A 23,923-nucleotide genomic window follows, 5' to 3' on the forward strand; every position below is an offset into this window, starting at 1 on the left:
TAAAATTAGTCAAATGGATAGTCTAAGTCGTATAATTTTCGGTATCTTGCGTCATCTGCTAACAACTGTTCATGCGAACCTTTTACACGCACTCGACCATTTTCAAGCATATAAATGGTATCCATATGAGCCATTGCTGCTAAATGGTGTGTAATCCATACGACTGTTTTATTGCTAAGAACCTCAAATATCGTATGAATCAATTCCTGCTCAGTTACGGGGTCTAAACCAACAGTTGGCTCATCTAATAATACAATGGGCGTTTGCTGTAATAAAATACGAGCAAGCGCGATACGCTGACGTTCCCCACCAGAAAAGCGTGTGCCAAGTTCTTCGACACGCGTGTCATAGCCATGTGGTAATGTCTCAATCATCTCATGCAACTGAACTTTTTTCGCCGCTTCAATGACCTCCGCATCACTTGCCGAAACATTTCCAAGTCGAATATTATTCATAATCGTCGTATCAAATAAATACGGCTTTTGTTCTAAGACCGCGATAAGCTGTGATGTGTCATGACGTAGCGTATGCATATGCACGCCGTTAATCGTTACCGTACCAGCAGTCGGCTTATACGCCCCCAGTAATAACTTACCAAGCGTACTTTTACCGGTACCTGTTTTCCCTAAAATCGCGACTTTTTGACGTGGGTGCCATGTCATTGATACATCCCGGAGTACGGTCCTATTATCATATTGAAAAGCGACATTTGATATATCAACGGTATAAGGCCCAGTAGGTAATGTAGTGCATGGCTGTGCGTCTTCGCTTCGTCCCTCGACTTCCATAAGACGTGCAAATGACGTGTCATAACTTGGGAAATGGCTAATTGCATCGCTAATTGGCATAAACGCTTCAAGTAGCGGTAACGCAACAAGTACAAAGGCCGCAATCCACATTGGATGAAAAACAGCAGTTTGCGCCATGTCGCTTCCAAACATAACTAATAGAATCACTGACGCAGCAGCGACTACTTGAAAAACAATCGAACGTCGACGACTCGATGCTTCAATTTTTGCTTCTAGTCGGTCATAACGCGCAGCAATTTGTTGTTTCCCGGCAATCATTTGATCTGCACGACCGCTTAATTTCCAGTCTGTTGCACCCATTACAGCATCTGTTAAGTCATTATAAAGTTCCGCCCGCACTATTTTCATATCAAGCATATGTTGTCGATTGCGTTTTAATGCTACATATGGCAATACAAATACAAGGATGCCAAATAGCAAAGCTAACAACAAAGCATATGGAATGCTAAATACACCCAATGCGATAATCGCGATGCCATACAATATAAGTGCAAATAGCGCTGGGAAAATTGTTTTTAAATAAAAGTTTTGCAAATGCTCTAAGTCATCGGCCAGTAACCCTAATAAATCGCCGATTGCATAACGTTCTTTTAAAACGAGCGCCTGCGTCTCTAATCGTTGAAATAATCGCACGCGCATTTTTGATAACACGGCTAATACAAAGGAATGGCTTGCAAGCTGTTGTAAATAATTAAGTACGGGACGTGAAATCCCAAATGCACGTACTAAGACAATTGGCACGTAGACAAGCAAGATATTTTCAGGTCGTAATGACGACTTTGAAATTAAATATCCCGATGTAAACAAGAGTGCACATGCAGCAATGAGTGCACCCACGCCGAAAAGAATCGTCAATATAAGCAGGCCTTTATGCGCTTTTACATAAGGCTTAATCCAATCGTTCATGACATTTTCCTCCTTGTGCGGCAATAAGTGCAGCATAGTGACCTTGTTGTTTCATAAGTTGTTCATGGGTGCCAACTTCGACAATTTCACCATCATCAATGACAATAATCCGGTCCATATTGTGCATCCAATGCAAGCGATGCGTTGCAAAAAAGACAAGACGCTCGTCAAATAACGGTAATATGCGCTCCTTTAATTCCGCTTCCGTTTCGATATCTAGATGCGCGGTCGGTTCATCGAATAATAATATGCGGCGGTCTTCCAGAAAAGCACGTGCTAGCGCAATTCGTTGTTCTTGTCCTCCACTCAATATTCTTCCAGATTCCCCAATCCATTCATCTAAACCATGGGGCAATGCCTCAATTACTTCACGTAATCCCGCACGATCACAAGCCGCTATAATCGCCTCCTCACTCGCATGTGGTGTATAAAAGGCAATGTTATTGCGTAATGTATCGTGAAAAATATAAGGGTGTTGTGGAATATAATACAATTGGCGTTGCCAATCTGCATTGTATAACGATGGTAATACTTGACCATTAACCGTAATACGGCCGCCTGTCGTAGTTAAAAACCCTCCAAGTAATGATAATAACGTTGATTTCCCGGCACCTGACGCACCAATAATGCCAATTTTCTCATAGCCTTGTGCCGTTACATGCCACGCTTTTGGTATTACACGATCTTTAACACGGACGCCATCGAGCATTAATTGGCTTTTCTCATCCCACTGTGCTACCGGCGTATGGTCAAGCGATTGTCGGTGCTCCTCTAGTGCTTGTTGAATTGTCTTAAAAGCATTTTTCCCATCAAGTGTTGCATGATAATCACTACCAAACTCGCGAATTGGTGAAAAATAGTCCGGTGCCACAATGAGAACAGTTAATGCCGGTAATAACACGATTGTGCCATTAATTAAACCAAGCCCTAAAAACAATGCGACAATGGCAACGGATAAACTCGTAAAAAACTCGAGGGCAAATGTTGATAAAAAGGCCAAACGTAATGTGCTCATCGTTGCTTTGCGGTATTGTTCACTAACCCGCTCAATATTACGGTCATAACGTTTACTAAGTCCTAATACACGTAATGTCATAATGCCGCGTAAGGAATCTACGAAGTGGTTTGATAACTGTTCGTAGGACTCATACTGGCGATCAGCTTTTGCCTTTGCTGCAAGACCTACAAGTGCCAAGAAAAAAATGAGAATTGGTACGACGACAACCAATATGATTGCAGAACGCACATTTTCTGTCCAAACGAAGATGGCAATCATTAACGGAATCACCATCATATTAATAAGCTTCGGTAAAAAGAGCTTAATATACGTTTCCACATTACGAATCCCTTCAACGGCTAATGTCACCGTTTGTCCGGTTGCAGTACGCTGCGATCCTACATCAAAAATATGATGTAGTAAATCATTGCGTAAATGATGCCCCATTTTTTTCGCATAGGCCGTAATAAAGCGTTCACGTAAGGCAACAATGACTTGTTTGCCAATAAAACACACCGCAAATAACAATAAAAGAAGCCACTGTTCAGACAGCGGCTCGTTGTGGAAAACATGCGTAATCGCTGTCGCTAAATAAATGGCTTGTAGGATGGTCATCGTGCCCTGCAACAGGGCTAGTACCCCTAAGCATACAAATACCCCTTTAATGCGTGGTAATGTAAATAGCGCTCGATCGATCATGTTCTCCATCTCCTATTTCTTTGTTGGGTGAATCCGTTTACGGAAAATATAGTAACTCCAAATTTGATACCCTAAAACGAATGGTAATAAGACGACTGAAATTTTTGTCATAACAGATAAGGTGTAATCGCCTGATGACGCATTATCAATCGTTAAATTAAATGCGGGGTCAATCGAGCTAATCATGACGCGTGGGAACAACCCAACGAATAACATGATGACAACCGAGGCAAAAGCAAGACCAGTCATCGTAAAAGCAATGCTTTCCTTTTTCTTTGTCGCAAATGCCCAGGCAAGTAATGTACATGCTACTGTAATCGCTAAAAATACTGGTGTAGCAACCGGTCGTACTGTAAAGAAGTCCGTGCTCGTGTACGTTAAGACAGCGAAGACAACCTCGCCTGCTAATAACACGATAAAGAGCTTGCTTAACATTTGGCGTGCGCGCTCACGTACAACGCCTTCTGTACGAATCCCGATAAACGTTAATCCGTGAACGAGCGATAAGAGCATAACCGCTACACCACCAACGACAGAATAAACGTTCACGTAATCTGTAAATGTGCCGAATAAATGCATATCTTTATCGATTGGCATTCCTTGCACAAGACTCGTAAATAACATCCCTAGTAAAAACGGTGCGAGTGCACTACTACCAAAAATAAGCCAGTGCCAATAGTTAATATATTTATCGGTATGTGTGTGGTGACTATATTCAATCGCCACACCACGTGCGATTAAGACAAGTAAGAAAATAACGAACAATGTGTAGTAACCTGAAAACATCGTTGCATACCAGCTAGGGAACGCCGCAAATAACGCCCCACCTGCTGTAATGAGCCAAACTTCATTGGCATCCCAGAACGGTCCAATTGTTGACATTAATTGATTGCGTTCATTTTTATTTTTGGCAATTAGGCGCGTTGACATGCCGACGCCAAAGTCAAAACCTTCTAAGAAGAAAAATCCAGTAAATAATACGGCGATTAAGATAAACCAAAATACAGTTAAATCCATTATTTAAACGCCTCCTTATCCATTAAATCAACATTTTCTTGCTTTGGTGCTGTATCGATAATTGACGGTCCTTGTTTTGCGACGCGTGCAACCATGTAAATCATAATAATCGCTAAAATAACATAGGCGGTACTAAATGAAATCGTTGAGAATAATAATTGTCCCATTGAAACGTTTGGTGACACCGATTGCGCCGTTGTATAGTAGCCAAACACCGTCCAAGGTTGGCGACCAATTTCCGTCATAATCCAACCTGCTGTATTCGCAATAAATGGTGCTGCCATCGCAAACATCATTGTTCGCAGGAACCATGTTGGTGTTGCCAAAATACCTTTTCGACGATTACCGAACCATAAACCAAGTATTGATAATACGAGCATGACACCACCGAAGCCTGCCATAATACGGAAACTCCAAAATACAGGCCATACAGGTGGAATGTAGTCTACACCTTCACCATATTTTTCTTCGTATTTCGCTTGCAGTGTTTTCATCCCTTCCACAGAGCCACTGAATTCACCATATGCTAAATAACTTAACGCAAATGGTAAGTCGATATTCCACGTATTTTTTTCCTCTTGTTGGTCACCGATGGCTAAAATTGTCCATGCTGCCGGGTCCTCTGAGTCATCCCAAAGCGCTTCAGAAGCGGCCATTTTCATTGGTTGTGAGTCCATTAAATGTTTTGCTTGTGCGTGTCCAGAAAATGCAATCGCAAGTGACGCGATCGCCGCAACAATCATTGAGACGTTAAATGATGTTTTGAAAAACTCGACGTCTTTTTTCTTTAACAAGTTATAGGCACTAATCCCACCGATAACGAATGCGCCAGTTGCTAATGCGCCAAATACAGTATGCGGGAATTCCACTTGAAGCTGTGGATTTGTTAACAGCGCCATAAAGTCTGTTAATACCGCTTTGCCATCTTGAATTTCAAAGCCTACAGGTTCTTGCATAAATGAGTTGGCTGCTAAAATCCAAAGCGCCGATAGTAATGTCCCAATACTAACGAGCCATGCAGAAACGGTTATGACCCAATCGGGTAATTTGCCGCGTCCAAACATCCAAATACCGATAAATGTAGATTCCATAAAGAATGCTAAAAGTGCTTCTACTGCTAATGGTGCGCCGAATACGTCACCCATAAAGCGCGAATATTCAGACCAGTTCATGCCGAATTGGAATTCTTGTAAAATCCCTGTTACAACGCCTATCGCAAAGGATAGTAAAAAAATCTTACCCCAGAATTTTGCCATGCGTAAGTATTCTGCTTTTTTCTTAAATAAATACATCGTTTCGAAGATCGCGACGATAAAAATAGTCCCAATCGAAAGCGGAACGAAGAAGAAGTGAAAAATCGTTGTCAGTGCATATTGCACACGAGCCAACTCTAAAACATCCATTGTGCATCCTCCTTTTTTTGAAGCTTGTCATTTATTTTTACAGTTACAGTATACTGCACAATTTTAAGAAAAATAACCTATAATTCAAAAAAAGTTTCACGATTACGTGTTCAAATTGTGAAACTTTTTAAAGGTTCTACATTTCTTTTTTTACCTTTTTCATAGGTATTTATTATTAAAAAATTAGTTATCACTGGTTTTATTAACTTTAAAGGTAAAAAATAATGCCTGACGTCAAAAATTTGTCACACTGCTGTTTCAACTTAGACAAATTCACTTCACAAAACACGCAATTAGCTGTCCTAAATGTGTCACAACCATTTCAGGTGTTACGCTGTAATGACTATGCTGTGCGGCAAGTTTTTCCGCGGTCTCTGCCTGTAAATATGCCGCGGTATACAACGCTTGCTCCGCCGGCACGCGCTGTGTCACGAATGATAAAATCAAGCCGGTTAAAACGTCGCCACTCCCTCCTTTTCCAAGAGCACTGCTGCCAATTGGGATGAGCCACTGTGCTCCGTCTGGCGTCGCTACAATCGAACGATGCCCTTTTAATAACACATATACCCCGAATTTCTGTGCTAAATCGCGCGCATACGAAAATCGATGTTGTTCAATCTCTGCAATGGTCGTATCGCATAACATGGCCATTTCTCCTGGGTGCGGCGTCAAGATAACACATTTGCCCGTCGCACGAACATGTTGTAACAACGGTTTCATCATATAGAGACCGTCCGCATCAACGATAATCGTCTCCGGTCCTTCAAGCGCCAACAGCCATGCTGCAACTTCTTGAAGCTGCGCTGCACGCCCTAACCCTGGTCCAAACGCTACCGCGCGTATTTTTGTAAAATCATGTAGCGCAACGCCTTCTTTTGTCATATACCCATCTTCTGACGCCGCGCTCTTTAATAATACTTCCGGCGCTTGTAACATCATGCTTGGCATTAATCCTTCGGGTACAATAAGCGAAATAAGCCCAATGCCACTATGAAACACCGCCTTGGCACTATAGAGCGGTGCGCCAACATAATGCTGCGAGCCACCAATCACTGCACCATGACCAAATGTCCCCTTATGACCATCTAACGGGCGTGCCGGTAACGCCGCTTTGACGAGCGCGGGCGTAACAATTGTTGGTGCCGTCATGTGAAGTGTGTCCACAAGGGTTTCGGGCACTGAAATATCGACCACTATAAGCTCGCCTATATAATGCGAAGCTTGTTGTAAATAGCAACCAATTTTCGGTTGTGCTAGCGTCAGCGTATAATCCGCTTCAATCGCCGCATCGACAACTTCCCCACTATTAGCATGTAAACCTGATGGTAAATCAATCGCCACAACCATTTTTTCGAGCGCATTTATTAGCGGAATTAACCATGTCATATGCCCACGCAATGCCCCGCTCGCACCCGTACCTAGTAAACAATCGATTAGCACGGCACAAGAGGCCAACCAAGCTGTTGTTTGCACTTCTTCTATTAGTAATGTCACCGGAATACCACGGCGTTTTAAAATATGATACTGTGTTTTGGCATCGCCACGTAATTGCTGTTCCTCGACAGCTAGTCCAATCCGGACATCATAGCCTAAATCAATGAGACGCCTAGCGATGACAAAACCGTCGCCGCCGTTATTACCGGTACCGCACACGATCGCAATGCGCTCATGCGTAAGTAACTCATGCTCGCGCAGGGCCATCACGACGGCATTGCCGGCAATTTCCATTAATGTGCCGCCATCGATACCAATCGTCTCAATCGTATAGCGCTCAAGCGCCTGCATTTGTGCTGTTGTTAATGCATACATGAAAAATCCCCCTTTAAAATTGACAATCATCTTCGTTCTAGTATATAACAAGTACCAATAGCTATAACAAAAGGAGGGAAATTCAGTGAAAAATAGTATGAAAGACTTTGCGCCACCCCGTACAAAAGAATCGGTGGCCAATGAACTAACAAAAATACAACAACGATTGCATGAACAAAAAAAAGCGACGGCGGCGAGTTATACTGCTGCGCTACAACATGACCCTGAATTATTACGAGAGCTCGAACAACAGCGCGCAATGGGCTTACAAGCAACGGATACAACCGCTGTTGCACAAGCATTACAGCACTTAAAAAAATAATGATACGCGCGGCATAGTTTATATTGAAAAATTATTGCACTATTATAAATAAACAATCAACGTTTGTTTATAACGATTAGGGGTATACTGTCCTATTGAAAGGACTGATTACATGGATATGTTAGACAAGTTTATTCTCATGCTGAACGACTATCTTTATTCCTATGCCATTATCGCTATTATTTTAGTCGTCGGCATTTTCTTCACCATTCGTGGACGCGGGATGCAGTTCACATTATTCCCTGAAATGTTCCGCGTGTTAACGGACAAAGCTACAATTGATGGTAAAGGCAAAAAAGGGGTTTCTTCCTTCCAAGCCTTTACGATTTCCGCCGCATCACGTATTGGTACTGGTAATATTGCCGGTGTCGCAACCGCGATTGCATTAGGTGGACCGGGGGCTGTGTTTTGGATGTGGGTAATGGCATTAATTGCCGCTGCTTCTTCATTCGTCGAAAGTACACTCGCACAGCTTTATAAAATTCGCGATGGCAATGACTTCCGTGGGGGCCCTGCGTACTATATGGAACGTGGCCTCAACAAGCGCTGGATGGGAATTGTCTTTGCGATTGCCATTACGCTTTGCTATGGCTTTGTATTTAATGCCGTTCAAACGAATACTATCGCCGCTTCAATGGGCAACAGTTTTGGCTTTGACAAAGTCTGGGTTGGGATTGTCGTTGTTATTTTAACAGCGATGATTATTTTCGGTGGCGTACAACGCATCGTTCAAGTCACACAATGGCTTGTACCAGTGATGGCGATTGCTTATATCGGCATTGCGATTGTTATTATTATTTTAAACTTCACATCACTTCCTAGCGTTTTTGCGTTAATCTTTGAGAAAGCCTTTACCTTTGAAGCCGGTGCTGGTGGTGCCGTCGGTGCAGCCATTATGCAAGGCTTTAAACGCGGGTTATTCTCAAATGAAGCAGGTCTTGGTTCTGCGCCAAATGCCGCGGCAACAGCCAATGTTTCTCACCCCGTTAAACAAGGACTTATTCAAACATTAGGCGTTTTCGTAGATACGATGCTCGTTTGTACCGCGACTGCCGCAATCGTTCTATTAAGTGGTGTTTACCAAAATGTTGATGGACAAAATTCACGTGTTGACATTACACAGGAATCGCTTGTTGTACAACTTGGCGACTGGGCCGGTATTTTCTTAACGGTGGCAATCTTTATGTTTGCCTTTAGTTCTGTTATCGGCAACTATTACTACGGTGAAACGAACTTAGATTTCATTAAAAAATCCAAAAAAATGATGCTATTTTATCGTCTTCTTGTATTAGGATTTGTAATGTTCGGTGCCATGGCAAAAGTATCACTCGTATGGAACTTAGCTGATTTCTTTATGGCCATCATGGCATTAATTAACTTAGTAGCGATTTTCATGCTTAATAAAACGGCATTCCGCTTACTAAAAGATTATCGTGCACAACGTAAAAAAGGCAAAGACCCGGTATTTTATGCGGATACAATGCCGGACCTTAAAAATATTGAATGCTGGGACCGCAAAGATCACCCAGAGAACAAGTAAGCATAAAAAGAAGCTGGAACAAAACACGTCATGTTCCTTTTTCAGTGTTCACAACAAAAAACCGGAACCGCGCTGTGGCGCGATTCCGGTTTTTCTTATGCTCCTAGGAGCGGTTGTTTTTACGCATATGTCCTATTTATCTTACGACAACGGCCTGTTTTTTTGCATTATATGCTTTTTCAAGTGCATAGCCATTGATCCAGTACGTTCCTTGCTCTGAAGATGGATCAGCTACTTTGTATTCACCAATTGTTGAATCATAGCCTGTTAGTAAAACGATGTGTAAATTATCTACCGCTTCTTCTGAGCCCGGTGTTCCAAAGTCCCATTCGCCGATAACAGGTGCAGCAAAATCTTTTGTAACATATAGTATAACGGGGTTACCAAGTGCTAATTCATGTTGAATCTCTTGCATATCACTACCTGAAATATCTTCTACTGTTTGTGCATAGCGTTCTTTTGCATATGCTGCGAGTGGTGCTGGGTAAATTGTTTGATAATAGCCTGCTGGTGACGCTTCATAAGGTGAGCCAACAAAGCCTTCATTTGGGTTGCGTTCTGCTGTTGGCATATTCGCTAATAGTGTTTTGAAATCGTCTTCTGTGTATTGTTTGTATTGTAGTGCCATTAATAATGCCGCACCCTCACAGCCAAATGGTGCGTTAACAGGTGCGTATTGATTGATCACTGGTACATCAAGCTCAATATGTTTGGCATCGGCTATTTGCGGTAAAACCGATTCGTCTAAAATGAAGCCGTGACCGAATGGCGTTTCAACTTCAAACCAAACGTTTTTATCGATATGTTTTTTTGCGATAACTGTTACGACTGTCGCAATCGGTAAAATATGTGTAACAGATGCATTTGTATCCATTAATGCATATAATTTTGTGTCATCTGTAAACGTCACAAATGGCTCTGGTGAAGCATTTTTCTTTGCTTGATTAACTGCAAGCGCTGTAGCACCCGCAGCAATTCCTAGTACTAATCCTACTTTGACTGATTTTTTCATTTTTTTCTTCCTTTCGCAATTCAGACGTTACTTGTATTATACAAATAGCCTAATTCAATTGTCACGCACAAGCCTTATAATTCTGTATTCGCATGCATCAACGCTTCTGCCTCTTGCCACGGCACGACATAGCCTTTTCCGTGACTGCAAAAAATAGAGTTTGATGTATAATTTGGGTCTGCTTGTTTATCATAGCCAATCCGTTCAATGACCTCTTCGGTATTATGACAGCGATCATAGCCATCAAATACGAGACGGATGCTCCCTTTACCATTTGTATAGGCTGCAAACTGTGTCGGATACGTTAAAAAGCTCGCCACTGGTACTCGCGCATGAATCGTTACATATTCTCCTTCTGTAAACGGCGCGTCAAAAGTGCCACTTGCCATCTGTAAATCGCTCATCATACGGCCCATATGGTCGATATGTGCACGCATGACAACGGCATAATATGGCTCTAACAACACATTTTCTACTTGTTCTAGGCCTTGTCGCAATGCACGATGAGTCGCCTCGCGGAAATCGCCGCTCTCTGTATGCTTTATATGTGCCTTCCCTGTCACAAGTGTCACGATTATATCTGTTACAGCAGAGCCTGTCAGTAAACCATGATGCGCACGTTCAAGCACATGCTTTTGAATCAGGTTTTGCTGACCGACGAGTAAATCATCTGCATGGCATTCATTGATAAAGGTGATGCCCTGTCCGCGTGGCGCTGGCTCCATGCGTAAATGCACTTCTGCATAATGCTTCAACGGCTCAAAATGACCATAGCCCTTTGTCGATGTAAAAATCGTTTCTTTATAAATAATCGTTGGTGCCTCAAACTGCACCATTAATTGAAAGCGTTCTGCTAGCACTTGTTGCAATACTTCAAGCTGAATGACGCCCATAATATGCAGATGAATTTCCTGCAACGCTTCTTGCCACACAATTTCAAGCGATGGGTCTTCCGCCTCGAGCAAGCGGAAATAGCGTAGCATTTCCTTCGGCGAAACACCGTCTTCAAACACCACACGAGATTGTAAAGTCGGTACTAAGCTCGGTGCCTTATACGATACCGCGTCGCCAAATGTCGTACCAATAACGGCGTTCTTCAAGCCATAAATCCCGACGCTTTGTCCGGCGATGGCTTCTTGAAGTTGCTCAAATTTCTCCCCATTATATAAGCGAATTTGCCCTACCTTCATCATTTCACCATCGATTTCGAGTGCTTTACGTGCTTTTAAACGACCCGCATCGATTTTCAAATAGGCAATACGCTGACCCTTTTCGTCATGGCGGACTTTATAGACACGCGCTGCAAACGGTGCAGCCGCGTCATAATTTGTAGCCGTTAAGCGGTCAAAATGCTGTAAAAACGTTGAAATACCCTCATCTTGTAATGCTGAGCCGTAATGGACCGGGAATACTCGCTCGTCACGAATCATCTGGCAAAGTGCCGCTTCAAACACATCGCGCGTATAGCCGGTCTCAAAATAACGCTCCATTAACGTATCATCAAGTGCCGCAACAGCCTCTGCTAATGGCTCATCCATCTCTTTTGTCAAATGATTCGTTAATACGACCGTATTCGGCGTCAGCAATGCGTGAATACTTGCAATAGCCTTGTCTAAATTAGCGCCTTCTCTATCCATTTTATTAATAAAGAAAAACGTCGGAATATGGTGTTTTCGAAGTAATTGCCACACCGTTTCCGTATGTCCCTCAACACCATCTACGGCATCAACGAGCACTACTGCATAATCGAGCACTTGAATGGCGCGCTCCATTTCTGGTGAGAAGTCGACGTGTCCGGGTGTATCAATCATCGTATATGTATTGTTGTTATACGTAAAAATCCCTTGCTCCGCAAAGACGGTAATGCCTCGTTCACGTTCAATTGGGTGCAAATCTAAAAAAGCATTTTGATGATCGACACGACCACGTGCCTGAATACCTTGACCATAATATAAAATTTGTTCCGAAAAAGTTGTTTTTCCGGTATCTACATGCGCAAATATCCCGAACGTTTTATACATGTTATCGTCCTCATTTCCTTGAAACTGCTTTTATTATAGCACTTCTCTTCTCGAAGCATAAACCGTCTAGAAAAAGGGTAATCTAAAGATATACTTCCATATGACGAATACTAAGGAGGCGGTTTATAGATGATGGTAGGGGATACGTTTTCAGCGAAGCGAACATTTACACGCGGTGACGTATTTGCATTTAGTAATATTACCGGCGATTTCGGTTCATTGCATACGATGCCGGATAGTCGTGGGCGTGTCCGGGTACACAGTTTATTAATTGCCAGCATTGCTACTAAAATTGGCGGCGACCTTAATTTCTTTTCAGAAACACTTGACCATACATTTATGAAGGCAGTTTATACGGGCGATGAAGTGACTTGTAAAATTACGATAACGAGCGTTACCTCTCTTGATAATTCGTTCCATGTCGAGATGGCGCTTATTTTTAAAAATGCCGAAAATGAAACCGTCGCCACAGGCAATGGTAGTGGCTTTATCCCGAAAAATATATCCTAATAAAAAAGCTTCTCGCGCCAGTACGCAAGAAGCTTTTCTATTAGTTTAAACTTAAAAATTCCTTTAAATCATTCATACGTAGTGTCGCCTCATGTACCCCAAGACGATAATTCGCTCGCATTTTCACAACATCCTTCTCCATGCCCTCAATGCCATATGGCGGGCGGAAAATAAATGCTTTGCCTTCACGTTCAAGCTGCTCACATTTTGCAACCGTTTCATTGTAGCGATCCACACGTTCTAGCATGACATCGACTAGCTTCGGATATTTTTTACGCATTAGCTGCATTGCTGCTTTTGTTTGGCGGTCCATCGTTTTGTAATAACCTTTTGGACGCGTTAAGACGATAACATGCTTCTCATATCCCTCATCAATGGCATGTTGCACTGGAATCGGGTCTGCTAATCCACCGTCATAATACGGCACGCCATTTAATTTAATTTCCGGAAACATGACCGGAATCGCACAAGTAGCACGCAACAACTGACTATCAGTATCCATCGTCTGTACGTCCATAAATTCTACTTCACCAGTATTAGCATTTGTCACGCCCGCAAGCGCTGTGCCTTCGTAGCTACGGAATGTTTGCCAATCAAATAATTCAAGCTGATTTGGCAACACATTCCAACCAAAGTCTAACCCAAATAATGAGCGTTCTGTTAAGAAGTTTCGCATACCTACATAACGCTTATCATGTCGATACTCCGTAAAGACGCGCATCGTACGCTCAGGCTGCTTTGAAATATAGGAGCATAAATTAATTGCCCCCGCTGAAATCCCAATAATATAGGGCATCATAATCTCTTCGCGTAATAAGGCATCCAGTACACCGCTTGTATAAATGGTGCGGAATGTACCCCCTTCTAAAATCAAACTCGTTTCGTTCACTGTCGCCACTTCCCTTATTTTTCTGCCTATTTATCGTACACTAAATGTGAAAAACTGTCATATTGTTTTCGTATAAATATGCTTTTCATTTTTGTCCATCAAAAAACACTTCCAAAGCTTGCTCCTTGAAAGTGTCTTTTTCTGTTCTCTTTTTAGTTTTTCATCTATTTATAAACAGGAAGACGTTAGCGAATGATTTTCTCCTTTGTCTACCCAATCATATGGCGTTTCTTGGTATACATAGTAATTTAACCAGTTTGAAAATAATAAATGCGTATGTGAACGCCATGTATTACGCGGTTTTTTCGTTGGGTCATCTTCAGGGAAATAATGTTTTGGTAGTTCTGGATTTAAGCCCCGTGCGACATCGCGCTCATACTCTAATGCTAGCGTATCCGCATCATATTCTAAATGCCCGGTCACGAGCACATGACGTTCATCTTTTGAAATCATTAAAAAAGCACCTGCTTCATCTGATTCGGATAATAATTCAATGTCTGGATGATTTTTTACCGCTTCCGTTGATATCGATGTATTACGCGAGTGCGGTGCTGGGTAAATGTCGTCAAAGCCACGAATTAGTTTCACAGTGCTATCATATACTTCATGGTCAAAAATACCAGAGCACTTCGTTTCAAGTGGGTATTTTCCAATGCCATAATAATGATACAGTGCTGCTTGTGCGCCCCAACAAATATGCATCGTTGACGTCACATGCTCCTGTGCCCAGTCCAAAATTTCTTTATGCTCCTCCCAGAAATCGACCTCATCAAACTCAAATAATTCAATGGGTGCACCGGTGATGATCATGCCATCATACCGATCTTTTTTGATTTCATGAAATGTTGAATAAAATGTTTCTAAATGTGATTTTGACACATTTTTTGACTCATGTGTTGCGGTATTTAAGAACGTGACATTCACTTGTAGTGGTGTATTTCCTAATAAACGTAACAGCTGTAATTCTGTTTTTTCTTTTTCAGGCATTAAGTTGAAAATTAAAATATTTAATGGACGAATATTTTGGCTCTTTGAGCGCTCCTCCTCCATAACGAAAATCTTCTCTTCTTTTAATCGTTCTGTTGCCGGTAAATATTGTGGAATGTTAATTGGCATGTTCCTGAACCCCCTCAAATTCGTAAAAAAAGCCCTTCTTAATAAAAATAAGAAGGGCAATTTATCCGTTTCTTATCTTCCAAGTACAAAACTTGTAGGAGTTAGCACCTTTCTACTAGTGTAGAGGTTGCTGAAGCGTCGTCGGGCCTTTTCCCTCGGCTTCTCTTGATAAGACTATGCAGTTTCAGTTATCATAGCAAAATTCCAAATACTTTGCAAACTTTTCTGAAAAAATAGAATATTATTCATAGGATACTTGTTTTTCGAGCTGGTATTTTTGAATCTTACGCACAAGTGTCGACTGATTACAGCCTAATGCCTTCGCTGTTTGACGAATGCTAGGGTATTGTCCGAGCGCCTCTTTAATCACTTTTCGCTCAAAGGCATCCACTTGATTTTTTAGTGTCTGATTCTGATCATAAATAGGCGTTTGTGTAAACGTATCATCGACTAACGGCACTGGATTATGCTGTTGATACTCCGGCTTTTGAAATTCTCGCTGAATGTATTGCAGGGTAATGGTCGACTGCTGCGTTAATAAACTAACGCGTTCAATAAAATTTTTCAGCTGACGAATATTTCCCGGCCAATAATACTGCGTAAGACGGTCGACTGCTGCTTCCTCAATCGTACGCTCAATGCTATATTTCTCCATTACTAAATGTAAAAATCGGTATGCAAGCGGTGCAATATCCTCCTTACGTTCACGCAGTGGTGGAATACGTAGCGGAATAATATTTAAACGATAAAATAAATCCTCGCGAAATTCACCGCGCTGCACCATATCATATAAATTACGATTCGTTGCGGTAATGATCCGCACATCCACTGGAATCGGTTTAATCCCTCCTACACGGGTGATTTCTGATTCTTGTAATACGCGTAGTAGCTTTACTTGTAGCGATAATGGCATCTCGCCAATTTCATCGAGGAAAAGTGTACCTCCAGAGGCAAGTTCAAAAAGACCAGGTTTCCCTGTTTTATTCGCCCCAGTAAACGCACCACCCATATAGCCAAAAAGCTCCGACTCTAATAAATTTTCTGGAATAGCACCGCAATTGACCGTAATCATCGGTTTTTGTGCACGGTGACTTCGCTGATGAATTAATTTCGTTAATTCTTCCTTACCTGCACCTGATTCCCCCGAAATAAGTACCGTCGAATCGACGTTGGCAATGCGTGTGGCTTTTTCAATCACTTGGCGCATCGCTTTAGAAACAGCAATCAAGCTCGTTGAAGATTGTTGCTTTAATGCTTCAAGTTGTTCCTTATACTGTGCACTCTGTGACTCTAAGCGTTCAATCGTGCGCTCCATGTCACGTAGTTCAGTCATTTCACGTGAATTGGCGACAACATATTCCACATTGCCCGCCTCATCAAAAATCGGTAGCGCCGTTACTAATACGACATGTCCATTGGCGAATGTTTGCACGATGTCTTCCCGCTTTTTCGATTTTAGCACTTTCATGGTCACCGACTCATTCATAATGCCGCGTTCAACAAATTCCATCACTGGTAAATAGCGTGCATCGACCTCAAACATCTTGCGATCGGCTTCATTTTGAAAAACGATAATGCCATCTGAATTACAGATTGTCAATCCATCACTAACCGAGTTCAACACATGTTCGATAAATTGCCACGATGTCGTCATCTCTTTATCGTGAATAATAAATAAATACGATGCTTCAAGTTCAATAATATGTACAAAGCAATGTTCTAAATCCAAATAGGTTTGTTGTTCTATACGGAATTGTTCAATAATCTCTGCATATTGCTGCGGTGGCTGCTCACTATTACTAGAAATCCACTGAAACTGGTGATCGGTCAAAATATACGTAATCAATTGTTTTAATTCCATCGACAATCCCCTCCGAAGCCTAGCTTAACATGAACATTGTGGAAAAAAAAGCACTTGTCCGCATGAAAAAACAGGAATCCCCCAGTAGGAATTCCTGCTATTTCCATAAGCTATTCTACATCTGCATTTCGTGTAGCACTTGCAGTCGTAAGCGTTGTTTTCTTCAGGCGCTCACGTAGGAAGAAGCTACCAACGACGAAAATAACGAGTATCGTACTCATATAAAACTGGGCCTGCAAAGATGAAATGAACATCTGACAAAGATACACACCCGCAAGCATCGCAATCGTGACATACGTTAAATACGGGAATAGCCACATTTTAATCGCGAGTGGCTCTCTTTTGGTTTTTTCATACTGTTTACGGAAACGAATATGTGCGACAGCAATAAAAATATACACGATAATCATTAAGGCACCAACTGCATTACCTAAGAAGTAGAAAATAACATCTGGCGAAATAAAGTAAAGAATGGCACAAAAGTATGCGACAACCGTACTGCCAATGATTGCAAATGTTGGTGCACTGCTTTTCTTCGATAGCTTCATAAAAATCGCTGGTGCATCACCTTTTTCAGCCATACCAAGTAGCATACGTGAACTTGTGAAAATCGCAGAGTTCATTACGGAAATAAGTGATGTAAAAATAACAATTTGCATTAGCTGTGCAGCCATCGGAAGACCGGCCATTTCTAAAATGTTGGCGTATGGCGCTGCTAGTAGTTCCGTGTTATTCCACGGAATAATACAAATCATAATTAATACCGAACCAACGAAGAACAATGCTAGACGATAAATAACATTATTAATAGCACGGACGATATTACGCTTTGGATCCTCTGATTCACCCGCTGCAATGGCGGCTACCTCTGCCCCGCAAATAGAGAAAATAACGAATACAATCCCTGTAAAGATTGGTAGCACACCATTTGGCGCAAAACCACCTGCCTCTTGTATAAATGCAAAGCCATTATGTTCAAACGTCGGTAACACACCAAAAATCATTAAGGCGCCGACTACTAAGAACACGATGATAGCCCCTACTTTAATAAATGCTAACCAGTATTCAAATTCACCAAATGTTTTAACGGAGTATAAATTAATGGCTGTTAGTAGTAGCGTAATCCCTACACTACCGACCCATACTGGAATCGACGGTACCCATGAATGCAGCATGCCACCAATAACGGCCGCTTCTAAACCTACAATGAACACCCAACTCGCCCAGTACAACCAACCAACTGTATAACCTGCCCAGCGGCCAATATAACGACTTGAATACGCTGCAAACGAGCCATTCTCTGGTTTTGTTGAAGCCATTTCACCAAGCATTCGCATAATGAAGACAATGATTAGACAGGCCAATATGTACGAAACGATTGTAGCTGGTCCTGTTGACATAATGTTTTTCCCTGTGCCGACGAATAGTCCTGTTCCGATAATCCCACCAATTGAAATCATCGTGATGTGACGTGTTTTTAATGTTTTGCCTAATTCTACTTGCGCCATATTCCAACACCTCCATATTTTTCCCTCAACCTTTACTATGCAATTTTCGTGCCAACTTTTAAAATCACCGAAAGCGCTGTTAGAGCTTCACTTTTAAAGCAATCCTACATTTCATTACAAGCATAAAATGCAATTTTTGTTGCAAAAACGCATCATTTTTCGCGAAAACTACCTATGTTTCAATGAGATAATTATCATCCATTGTCGTTATGTATTAAATATGCTGTTTTATACTTTATTTTTATTTTCCCCTTCTAAAAAAATGACTATTTACCATATCATTACTTGAATACGTAAAAACTAACTAGCGCATTGTTTTTTATCTATTTAGATAATTGTGACATCTTTTAATTTCTTTATGCTAAACTTGTTCTATACTATACTGACAGCAAAGGATGTGCCCACCCATGAAAATTGAACGTTCCGCACTGATGACAAAATTTCCGAAAGCGATTTTTGGTGACTTAAAAAAAGCTTCAAAAGAAGCGGCTACTACCGGTCATCAAATCATTGATTTAAGTCTTGGTAGCCCTGACCTACCACCAGACGAAAAAATTCGCCAGGCATTAGCACATCATGCGCTCGCTGAGACTTCGTATGGCTATACACTAGGTGGCATTCAGGATTTCAATGAGGCCGTTGCACGCTATTATAAACGCCGCGTGGAAGTCACGCTTGATGCATCTACACAGGTCTTACAGACGATGGGCTCTCAAGAAGGTCTTGTACATTTACCGCTCGCTTTTTGTAACCCCGGTGACATTGTCTTAACGACAGATCCTGGTTATGTGGCGTATGAAGCTGGGATTCATTTAGCACAGGCTGAGCCCTATTATATGCCGTTACGTGCTGACAATGCTTTTTTACCCGATTTACAGGCAATTCCTGAGGATGTTGCACAGCGCGCGAAATTACTGATTTTAAACTTACCTGGGAACCCGGTACCTGCGATGCCTTCTATCCGCTTTTTTGATGACGTCATTGCCTTTGCAAAAAAATACAATATTATCGTGCTACACGATGCGGCCTATTCTGAATTTTACTTTGATGAAACGGCGCCAGTGTCTTTTCTACAAGCAGCTGGTGCCATCGACGTTGGGATTGAGATTAATTCGCTATCAAAAAGTTTCAGTTTAGCGGGCGCACGTATTGCTTATATCGTCGGCAACGCAGAGATTATTGCGATTTTACAGCAATTAAAATCCAATTTAGACTATGGTACATTTGAACCGATTCAGCGCGCAGCTATCGTCGCACTCGATAACGCAGAAGAAATCACAGCGCGTCTACGCCAAACATTTGCAGCGCGACACCATGTTTTGTCACAAGGGCTTGCGGCACTAGGCTGGGATGTTGTACCATCAAAGGGTGGGATGTTCGTCTATGCGAAATATCCACAGCAAACGCTAAATGATATTGAATTTGCCTATGAAGCCATTGCCAAAATAGGTGTCGTTGTCGTTCCTGGATCTATTTTTGGCATGTCAGGTACAAATTATGTCCGTATTGCACTGGTGCAGCCTGAGAATGTAATTCGCGAAGCATTGAGACGTTTTGCTACATTATAGATTAGTCAAAGAAGGTGTCTATCGTGAAACAACATGAACCTACAGAGGAAGAACTTCAAAAAATCAATGAAGAAATCGAGCGTGAATTTTTAGAAAAAGGTGAGGAAGCCTTTTCAGACGAAAAAAAAGAAGAGGATGCAAAAGTCCCCTTTTTCTTCGTTGTGATGCTTATTATTTTATTCGGTATTTTATTGCTAAAAATCGCCCTCGTTGCAATCGGATTTTTCAATTCCTAATTAACGCAATGTTTCATAATGCTCCACAAGTTCAATTTCATGTGGTTGCACATATTTACGATAATGATTCAGTCCAACAGATTCAAAATGATATAAATGCGCGGCTAGGCTATCGTCGGTTTCAAGGCGATAGCTTTTTTTAATTTCATCATAATAAACTGCGTACAATTCTCCGTTGTAACGTGCATGTGTATCGATTGTATAAAGGCGATCAATATCATCAAGTGCTACTTCTTTTATAAAAAAGTCCGTTGAAATAAATTGTTTCACACGATAAAATCCGTCCAGTAAACTTTCGGCCTCATGTGATTTCAACACGACCATGCCATTATGCTGTGTCGTAACTTCATATTCTGCACCATTATAGGTTGCAAATTTTCCTTTTTTCACATTCACCACTTCCTTTTACCGATTTTTCCCCGGATTTTATCAAAACGAAACAAAAAAAGATGCTTATCTCATAGATAAGCATCTTTTTTCGTGTAAGACAACTAATTCAATAGGTCCCTGTTCCTATTTGGTCAATTGAAATCACTATTATTATAAGAGGTTAATGCTAATGAATTGTGGTTCTCGAAGCACATTAATTCATATGAAACTATCCTAAAATTTCTTTTAAAATCGCAACCGCTGCATCGATTTCTTCATTCGACACCGTTAGCGGTGGTAATAGACGCACTGTCGTTTCGCCAGCACCGACTAATAATAGCCCTTTTTCTTCGGCCGCTTGAATCACCTCTGCTACCGGTAGTGGTGATTCGATGCCCAGTAGTAAGCCCATGCCACGTACTTGTAAATTTGGTAGTGCTTTTGCAAGTTGTTGCTTTGCATAGATTGATTTCGTTTCGACATCTGCTAAGAATGCTTGGTCAAATACAGTATCAATAACTGTTTGCGCGATATGTGTCGCCATTGGATTACCACCGAATGTCGTGCCATGTGTCCCCGGACCAAAGCTATCAAACAATGCTTCTGTTGCAAGCATTGCACCGATTGGGAAGCCGCCACCAAGGCCTTTTGCTAATGACACGATGTCTGGTTTTAATGCCGTTTGCTCCCATGCATAGCGCGTACCTGTACGGGCTATGCCTGTTTGTACCTCATCGACGATTAATAAAATGCCTTTGTCATCACAAATGGCTTGAATCGCTTCTGCAAATTCCGCTGTGACTGGGTTGACGCCACCTTCGCCTTGCACGACTTCTAACATAATTGCCGCTGTTTCTTCATCTACAGCTGCTTGTAATGCTGCTACATCATTAAATGGTAAATACTCGAATTTTTCGACAATCGGACCGAAGCCAGCATGCACTTTTTCTTGTCCTGTCGCACTCATTGCCGCAAATGTACGACCATGGAATGAGTGTAGGAATGTAATCATTTTATGCTTACCTGTATGTTTACGTGCTAATTTAATTGCCGCTTCATTCGCTTCTGTACCTGAGTTACAGAAGAAACCATGCGCTAAATGTGTATCTGCTACAAGGCTTGCTGCTAGCTTTTCTTGCTCTGGATTATCAAATAAATTCGATACATGCCATAGCTTGTCACTTTGTTCTTTCATCGCCTCTACTAAAATGGGATTGGAGTGACCAAGTGATAGTACAGCAATCCCCGAAACGAAATCTAAATATTCCTTGCCAGCTTCATCCCAAACTTTTGTACCTTGTCCTTTTACTAAATGAACGGGACGACGTTTATAATTGTTAAAAAGTGCTTGTGTCATACGAGTACCTTCTTTCCTAAAATAGATGTACCTTCTAATGAATCATTCACGATATTCACTTGTGGAATGCCTGATTCAAGACATTCTACAGCAGCGCGTACTTTCGGAATCATTCCGCCATAAATATCGCCGGATAAAATCCATAAATCAATTTGTTCCGGTGTTAATTCTTCTACCGTTTCTTCATGGAATTTAACGCCTGGTGTATCCGTAACAAGTAATAATTCATCCGCTCCCCATTCAAGCGCAATCTCACTCGCTACGGTATCCCCATTAATATTTAATGCCGTACCATCAATTGTCGCACCGATACATGCTACTACTGGGATATAATCGATTTTTTGTAATTGCTCAAGTAAATCAATATTAATCGACTCAATATGACCAACATAGCCATATGTGTCTTGGTCTAAATACGTACATTCAATTAGTGTGCCATCCTCACCGTTTAAGCCCACTGCAGGAATACCTGCACGATTTAAGCGCCCGGTTAAATAAGGATTAACCGTCCCAATAAGTGTCCCTGTAACGATCGAAATCGCATCCTCATTCGTCACACGAATCCCATTATGCGTGTACGTATTAATTTTACGTTCTTTGAGTGCTTGGTTAATTGCTGGACCACCACCATGTACGATAACGATTTCAGCACCCGCAGCTTTTAATTTTTTAATTTCCTCAAAAAAGGTGTCCGTTAAGCTCGCGAGCATACTCCCACCAAGCTTAATGACCAACTTCTTATGAGCGGTAGGTTGCGTTGATTTGTACGTAGTCATACGTTAAGTCACATCCCCACGCTTTGCCTTGGCCTTCGCCAACATGAAGGTCCACAACAATTTTTATTTCTGGTTGCTTTAAATACTCAAGTAAATAGGCTTCTGAGAAATCTAACGGCTCACCGCCATCTACTACGGCTTCGTCCCCGATTTTAATAAAAACATTCGTTGGATCAATGGCACAACCTGAATAACCAACCGCTGCTAAAATACGACCCCAGTTTGCATCATTACCAAATACTGCTGTTTTAACAAGTGGTGAACCGACAACTGTTTTGGCAATCTTAATCGCTTCTTCATTTGTCGCTGCGCCAATAACCGTTGTTTCGATTAACTTCGTTGCGCCTTCGCCATCTTTTGCAATCATTTTTGCAAGGTCTTGGCTGACAAGACGGAACGCTTCCTTAAATGCATCCCAGTCTGCATGTTCCGGTGTTAATGATTCATTACCCGCTAAACCGTTTGCTAAAGCGAGAACAGTATCATTTGTTGATGTATCACCATCTACTGTAATTGCATTAAATGTCACATTTGTCGCAGCTGCTAATAATGTTTGTAATGTATCCGAATCAATTTTCGCATCTGTCGTAATGACACCAAGCATTGTCGCCATATTCGGCTCAATCATGCCCGAACCTTTTGCCGTACCAGCAATGGTTACTTCTTTGTTATCAATCATAACGGTATACGCTGTATTTTTCATTACGGTATCCGTTGTAAGTAATGCTTCGGCAAAATGGACCCCATGTTCGACAGAATCTCCTAATTCGATTTCTTGAATACCTTTAATGATTGGCTCCATTAGTAAGTGCTGTCCGATAACTCCTGTTGAACAAACGCCAACTGTATTCGCTGGAATCATGAATTTATCTGCAACTAATTGTTGCATTTGTTTCGCATCCGCTAAGCCCTGCTTTCCTGTGCATGCATTAGCATTGCCTGAATTTAACACGACCGCTTGTAATGTGCGTGAGTCATAAATTGTTTCCTTCGTCACAACCACAGGTGCTGCTTTAATCGCATTTGTAGTAAATACACCTGCAACACTCGCTGGTACTTCACTAAATAATAACGCTAAATCTTTCTTTTTATGTTTTACGCCACAATGCATCCCTGCAGCTGTAAAGCCTTTCGGTGACACGATATGTTTTGCAACGACTTGTTTCACGTCAACTGTTGTCATATGGAACACTCCCCC

The 23,923-nt window shown here is 41.7% G+C and carries 20 protein-coding genes and 1 riboswitch; of the genes, 5 read left to right on the forward strand and 15 right to left on the reverse strand.

Annotated elements, in window-relative coordinates; translation table 11 throughout:
• Positions 1-5: 5 nt before the first annotated feature.
• From cydC to ACFSY7_RS19845, 5 genes are all read right to left on the reverse strand, one after another.
• Positions 6-1,715: a thiol reductant ABC exporter subunit CydC gene (cydC, locus tag ACFSY7_RS19825; RefSeq protein WP_186439510.1), complete on the reverse strand. Its 1,710-nt coding sequence runs from the start codon at positions 1,713-1,715 to the stop codon at positions 6-8.
• Positions 1,699-3,408, reverse strand: a complete 1,710-nt coding sequence (gene cydD / locus ACFSY7_RS19830) for a thiol reductant ABC exporter subunit CydD (RefSeq protein ID WP_380149419.1) — start codon at positions 3,406-3,408, stop codon at positions 1,699-1,701. The genes cydC and cydD overlap by 17 nt, the downstream gene beginning before the upstream one ends.
• A gap of 15 nt (positions 3,409-3,423) precedes the next feature.
• Positions 3,424-4,428, reverse strand: coding sequence for a cytochrome d ubiquinol oxidase subunit II (cydB, locus tag ACFSY7_RS19835; protein ID WP_029499025.1), 1,005 nt, complete (start codon positions 4,426-4,428; stop codon positions 3,424-3,426).
• On the reverse strand, positions 4,428-5,831 hold the full coding sequence (locus ACFSY7_RS19840) for a cytochrome ubiquinol oxidase subunit I (RefSeq protein WP_380149355.1): 1,404 nt from the start codon (positions 5,829-5,831) through the stop codon (positions 4,428-4,430). The genes cydB and ACFSY7_RS19840 overlap by 1 nt, the downstream gene beginning before the upstream one ends.
• A 273-nt stretch (positions 5,832-6,104) precedes the next feature.
• The gene (locus ACFSY7_RS19845) at positions 6,105-7,640 is read right to left on the reverse strand and encodes an NAD(P)H-hydrate dehydratase (protein WP_380149356.1); all 1,536 of its coding nucleotides are present in this window, start codon (positions 7,638-7,640) and stop codon (positions 6,105-6,107) included.
• Positions 7,641-7,725: 85 nt separating this feature from the next.
• On the opposite strand from ACFSY7_RS19845, the gene ACFSY7_RS19850 reads away from it, so the two are divergent.
• Positions 7,726-7,962, forward strand: coding sequence for a hypothetical protein (locus ACFSY7_RS19850; protein WP_380149357.1), 237 nt, complete (start codon positions 7,726-7,728; stop codon positions 7,960-7,962).
• 112 nt (positions 7,963-8,074) lie between these two features.
• Positions 8,075-9,502 carry an alanine/glycine:cation symporter family protein gene (locus ACFSY7_RS19855; RefSeq protein WP_380149359.1) on the forward strand — a complete coding sequence of 476 codons (1,428 nt, stop codon included), beginning with the start codon at positions 8,075-8,077 and terminating at the stop codon, positions 9,500-9,502.
• A 136-nt stretch (positions 9,503-9,638) separates the two neighbouring features.
• On the opposite strand, the gene ACFSY7_RS19860 is transcribed toward ACFSY7_RS19855, so the two are convergent.
• Positions 9,639-10,514, reverse strand: coding sequence for a C39 family peptidase (locus ACFSY7_RS19860; RefSeq protein ID WP_380149360.1), 876 nt, complete (start codon positions 10,512-10,514; stop codon positions 9,639-9,641).
• 74 nt (positions 10,515-10,588) lie between these two features.
• Positions 10,589-12,535 (reverse strand): GTP-binding protein, encoded by a 1,947-nt coding sequence (locus tag ACFSY7_RS19865; protein ID WP_380149361.1) that lies wholly within the window; start codon positions 12,533-12,535, stop codon positions 10,589-10,591.
• Positions 12,536-12,664: 129 nt separating this feature from the next.
• On the opposite strand from ACFSY7_RS19865, the gene ACFSY7_RS19870 reads away from it, so the two are divergent.
• Complete coding sequence (locus ACFSY7_RS19870; protein WP_380149362.1) at positions 12,665-13,045, forward strand: hypothetical protein; 381 nt, start codon at positions 12,665-12,667, stop codon at positions 13,043-13,045.
• 40 nt (positions 13,046-13,085) lie between these two features.
• On the opposite strand, the gene ACFSY7_RS19875 is transcribed toward ACFSY7_RS19870, so the two are convergent.
• The 4 genes from ACFSY7_RS19875 to ACFSY7_RS19890 form a co-directional block, all read right to left on the reverse strand.
• Positions 13,086-13,934, reverse strand: coding sequence for a patatin-like phospholipase family protein (locus ACFSY7_RS19875; RefSeq protein WP_380149363.1), 849 nt, complete (start codon positions 13,932-13,934; stop codon positions 13,086-13,088).
• A gap of 168 nt (positions 13,935-14,102) precedes the next feature.
• A complete protein-coding gene (gene metA / locus ACFSY7_RS19880) occupies positions 14,103-15,050 on the reverse strand; it encodes a homoserine O-acetyltransferase MetA (RefSeq protein WP_126990190.1) in 948 nt (315 codons plus the stop codon).
• 69 nt (positions 15,051-15,119) lie between these two features.
• Positions 15,120-15,225, reverse strand: a riboswitch (SAM riboswitch).
• A gap of 66 nt (positions 15,226-15,291) precedes the next feature.
• Positions 15,292-16,911 carry a sigma-54 interaction domain-containing protein gene (locus tag ACFSY7_RS19885; protein WP_380149364.1) on the reverse strand — a complete coding sequence of 540 codons (1,620 nt, stop codon included), beginning with the start codon at positions 16,909-16,911 and terminating at the stop codon, positions 15,292-15,294.
• 110 nt (positions 16,912-17,021) lie between these two features.
• A complete protein-coding gene (locus tag ACFSY7_RS19890; RefSeq protein WP_380149366.1) occupies positions 17,022-18,419 on the reverse strand; it encodes an amino acid permease in 1,398 nt (465 codons plus the stop codon).
• Positions 18,420-18,826: 407 nt separating this feature from the next.
• Here ACFSY7_RS19890 and ACFSY7_RS19895 point away from each other — a divergent pair, with 407 nt between their 5' ends.
• Both ACFSY7_RS19895 and ACFSY7_RS19900 read left to right on the forward strand, forming a co-directional pair.
• Positions 18,827-19,987 carry an aminotransferase class I/II-fold pyridoxal phosphate-dependent enzyme gene (locus tag ACFSY7_RS19895; RefSeq protein ID WP_139992271.1) on the forward strand — a complete coding sequence of 387 codons (1,161 nt, stop codon included), beginning with the start codon at positions 18,827-18,829 and terminating at the stop codon, positions 19,985-19,987.
• Positions 19,988-20,010: 23 nt separating this feature from the next.
• Entirely contained in the window at positions 20,011-20,223 is a 213-nt protein-coding gene (locus tag ACFSY7_RS19900) for a hypothetical protein (protein WP_139992273.1), read from the forward strand.
• Here ACFSY7_RS19900 and ACFSY7_RS19905 read toward each other — a convergent pair whose 3' ends face one another.
• From ACFSY7_RS19905 to argJ, 4 genes are all read right to left on the reverse strand, one after another.
• Positions 20,224-20,613, reverse strand: coding sequence for a hypothetical protein (locus tag ACFSY7_RS19905; protein WP_126990193.1), 390 nt, complete (start codon positions 20,611-20,613; stop codon positions 20,224-20,226). It lies immediately after the preceding gene.
• Between the two features lie 208 nt (positions 20,614-20,821).
• Positions 20,822-21,949 (reverse strand): acetylornithine transaminase, encoded by a 1,128-nt coding sequence (locus ACFSY7_RS19910; protein ID WP_380149367.1) that lies wholly within the window; start codon positions 21,947-21,949, stop codon positions 20,822-20,824.
• Complete coding sequence (gene argB / locus ACFSY7_RS19915; protein ID WP_380149368.1) at positions 21,946-22,725, reverse strand: acetylglutamate kinase; 780 nt, start codon at positions 22,723-22,725, stop codon at positions 21,946-21,948. The genes ACFSY7_RS19910 and argB overlap by 4 nt, the downstream gene beginning before the upstream one ends.
• Positions 22,688-23,908, reverse strand: coding sequence for a bifunctional glutamate N-acetyltransferase/amino-acid acetyltransferase ArgJ (gene argJ, locus ACFSY7_RS19920; RefSeq protein ID WP_380149369.1), 1,221 nt, complete (start codon positions 23,906-23,908; stop codon positions 22,688-22,690). The genes argB and argJ overlap by 38 nt, the downstream gene beginning before the upstream one ends.
• Positions 23,909-23,923: the final 15 nt, after the last annotated feature.

It is taken from the genome of Kurthia populi (genome assembly GCF_042686175.1).
GTDB classification, from domain to species: Bacteria; Bacillota; Bacilli; order Bacillales_A; family Planococcaceae; genus Kurthia; species Kurthia populi.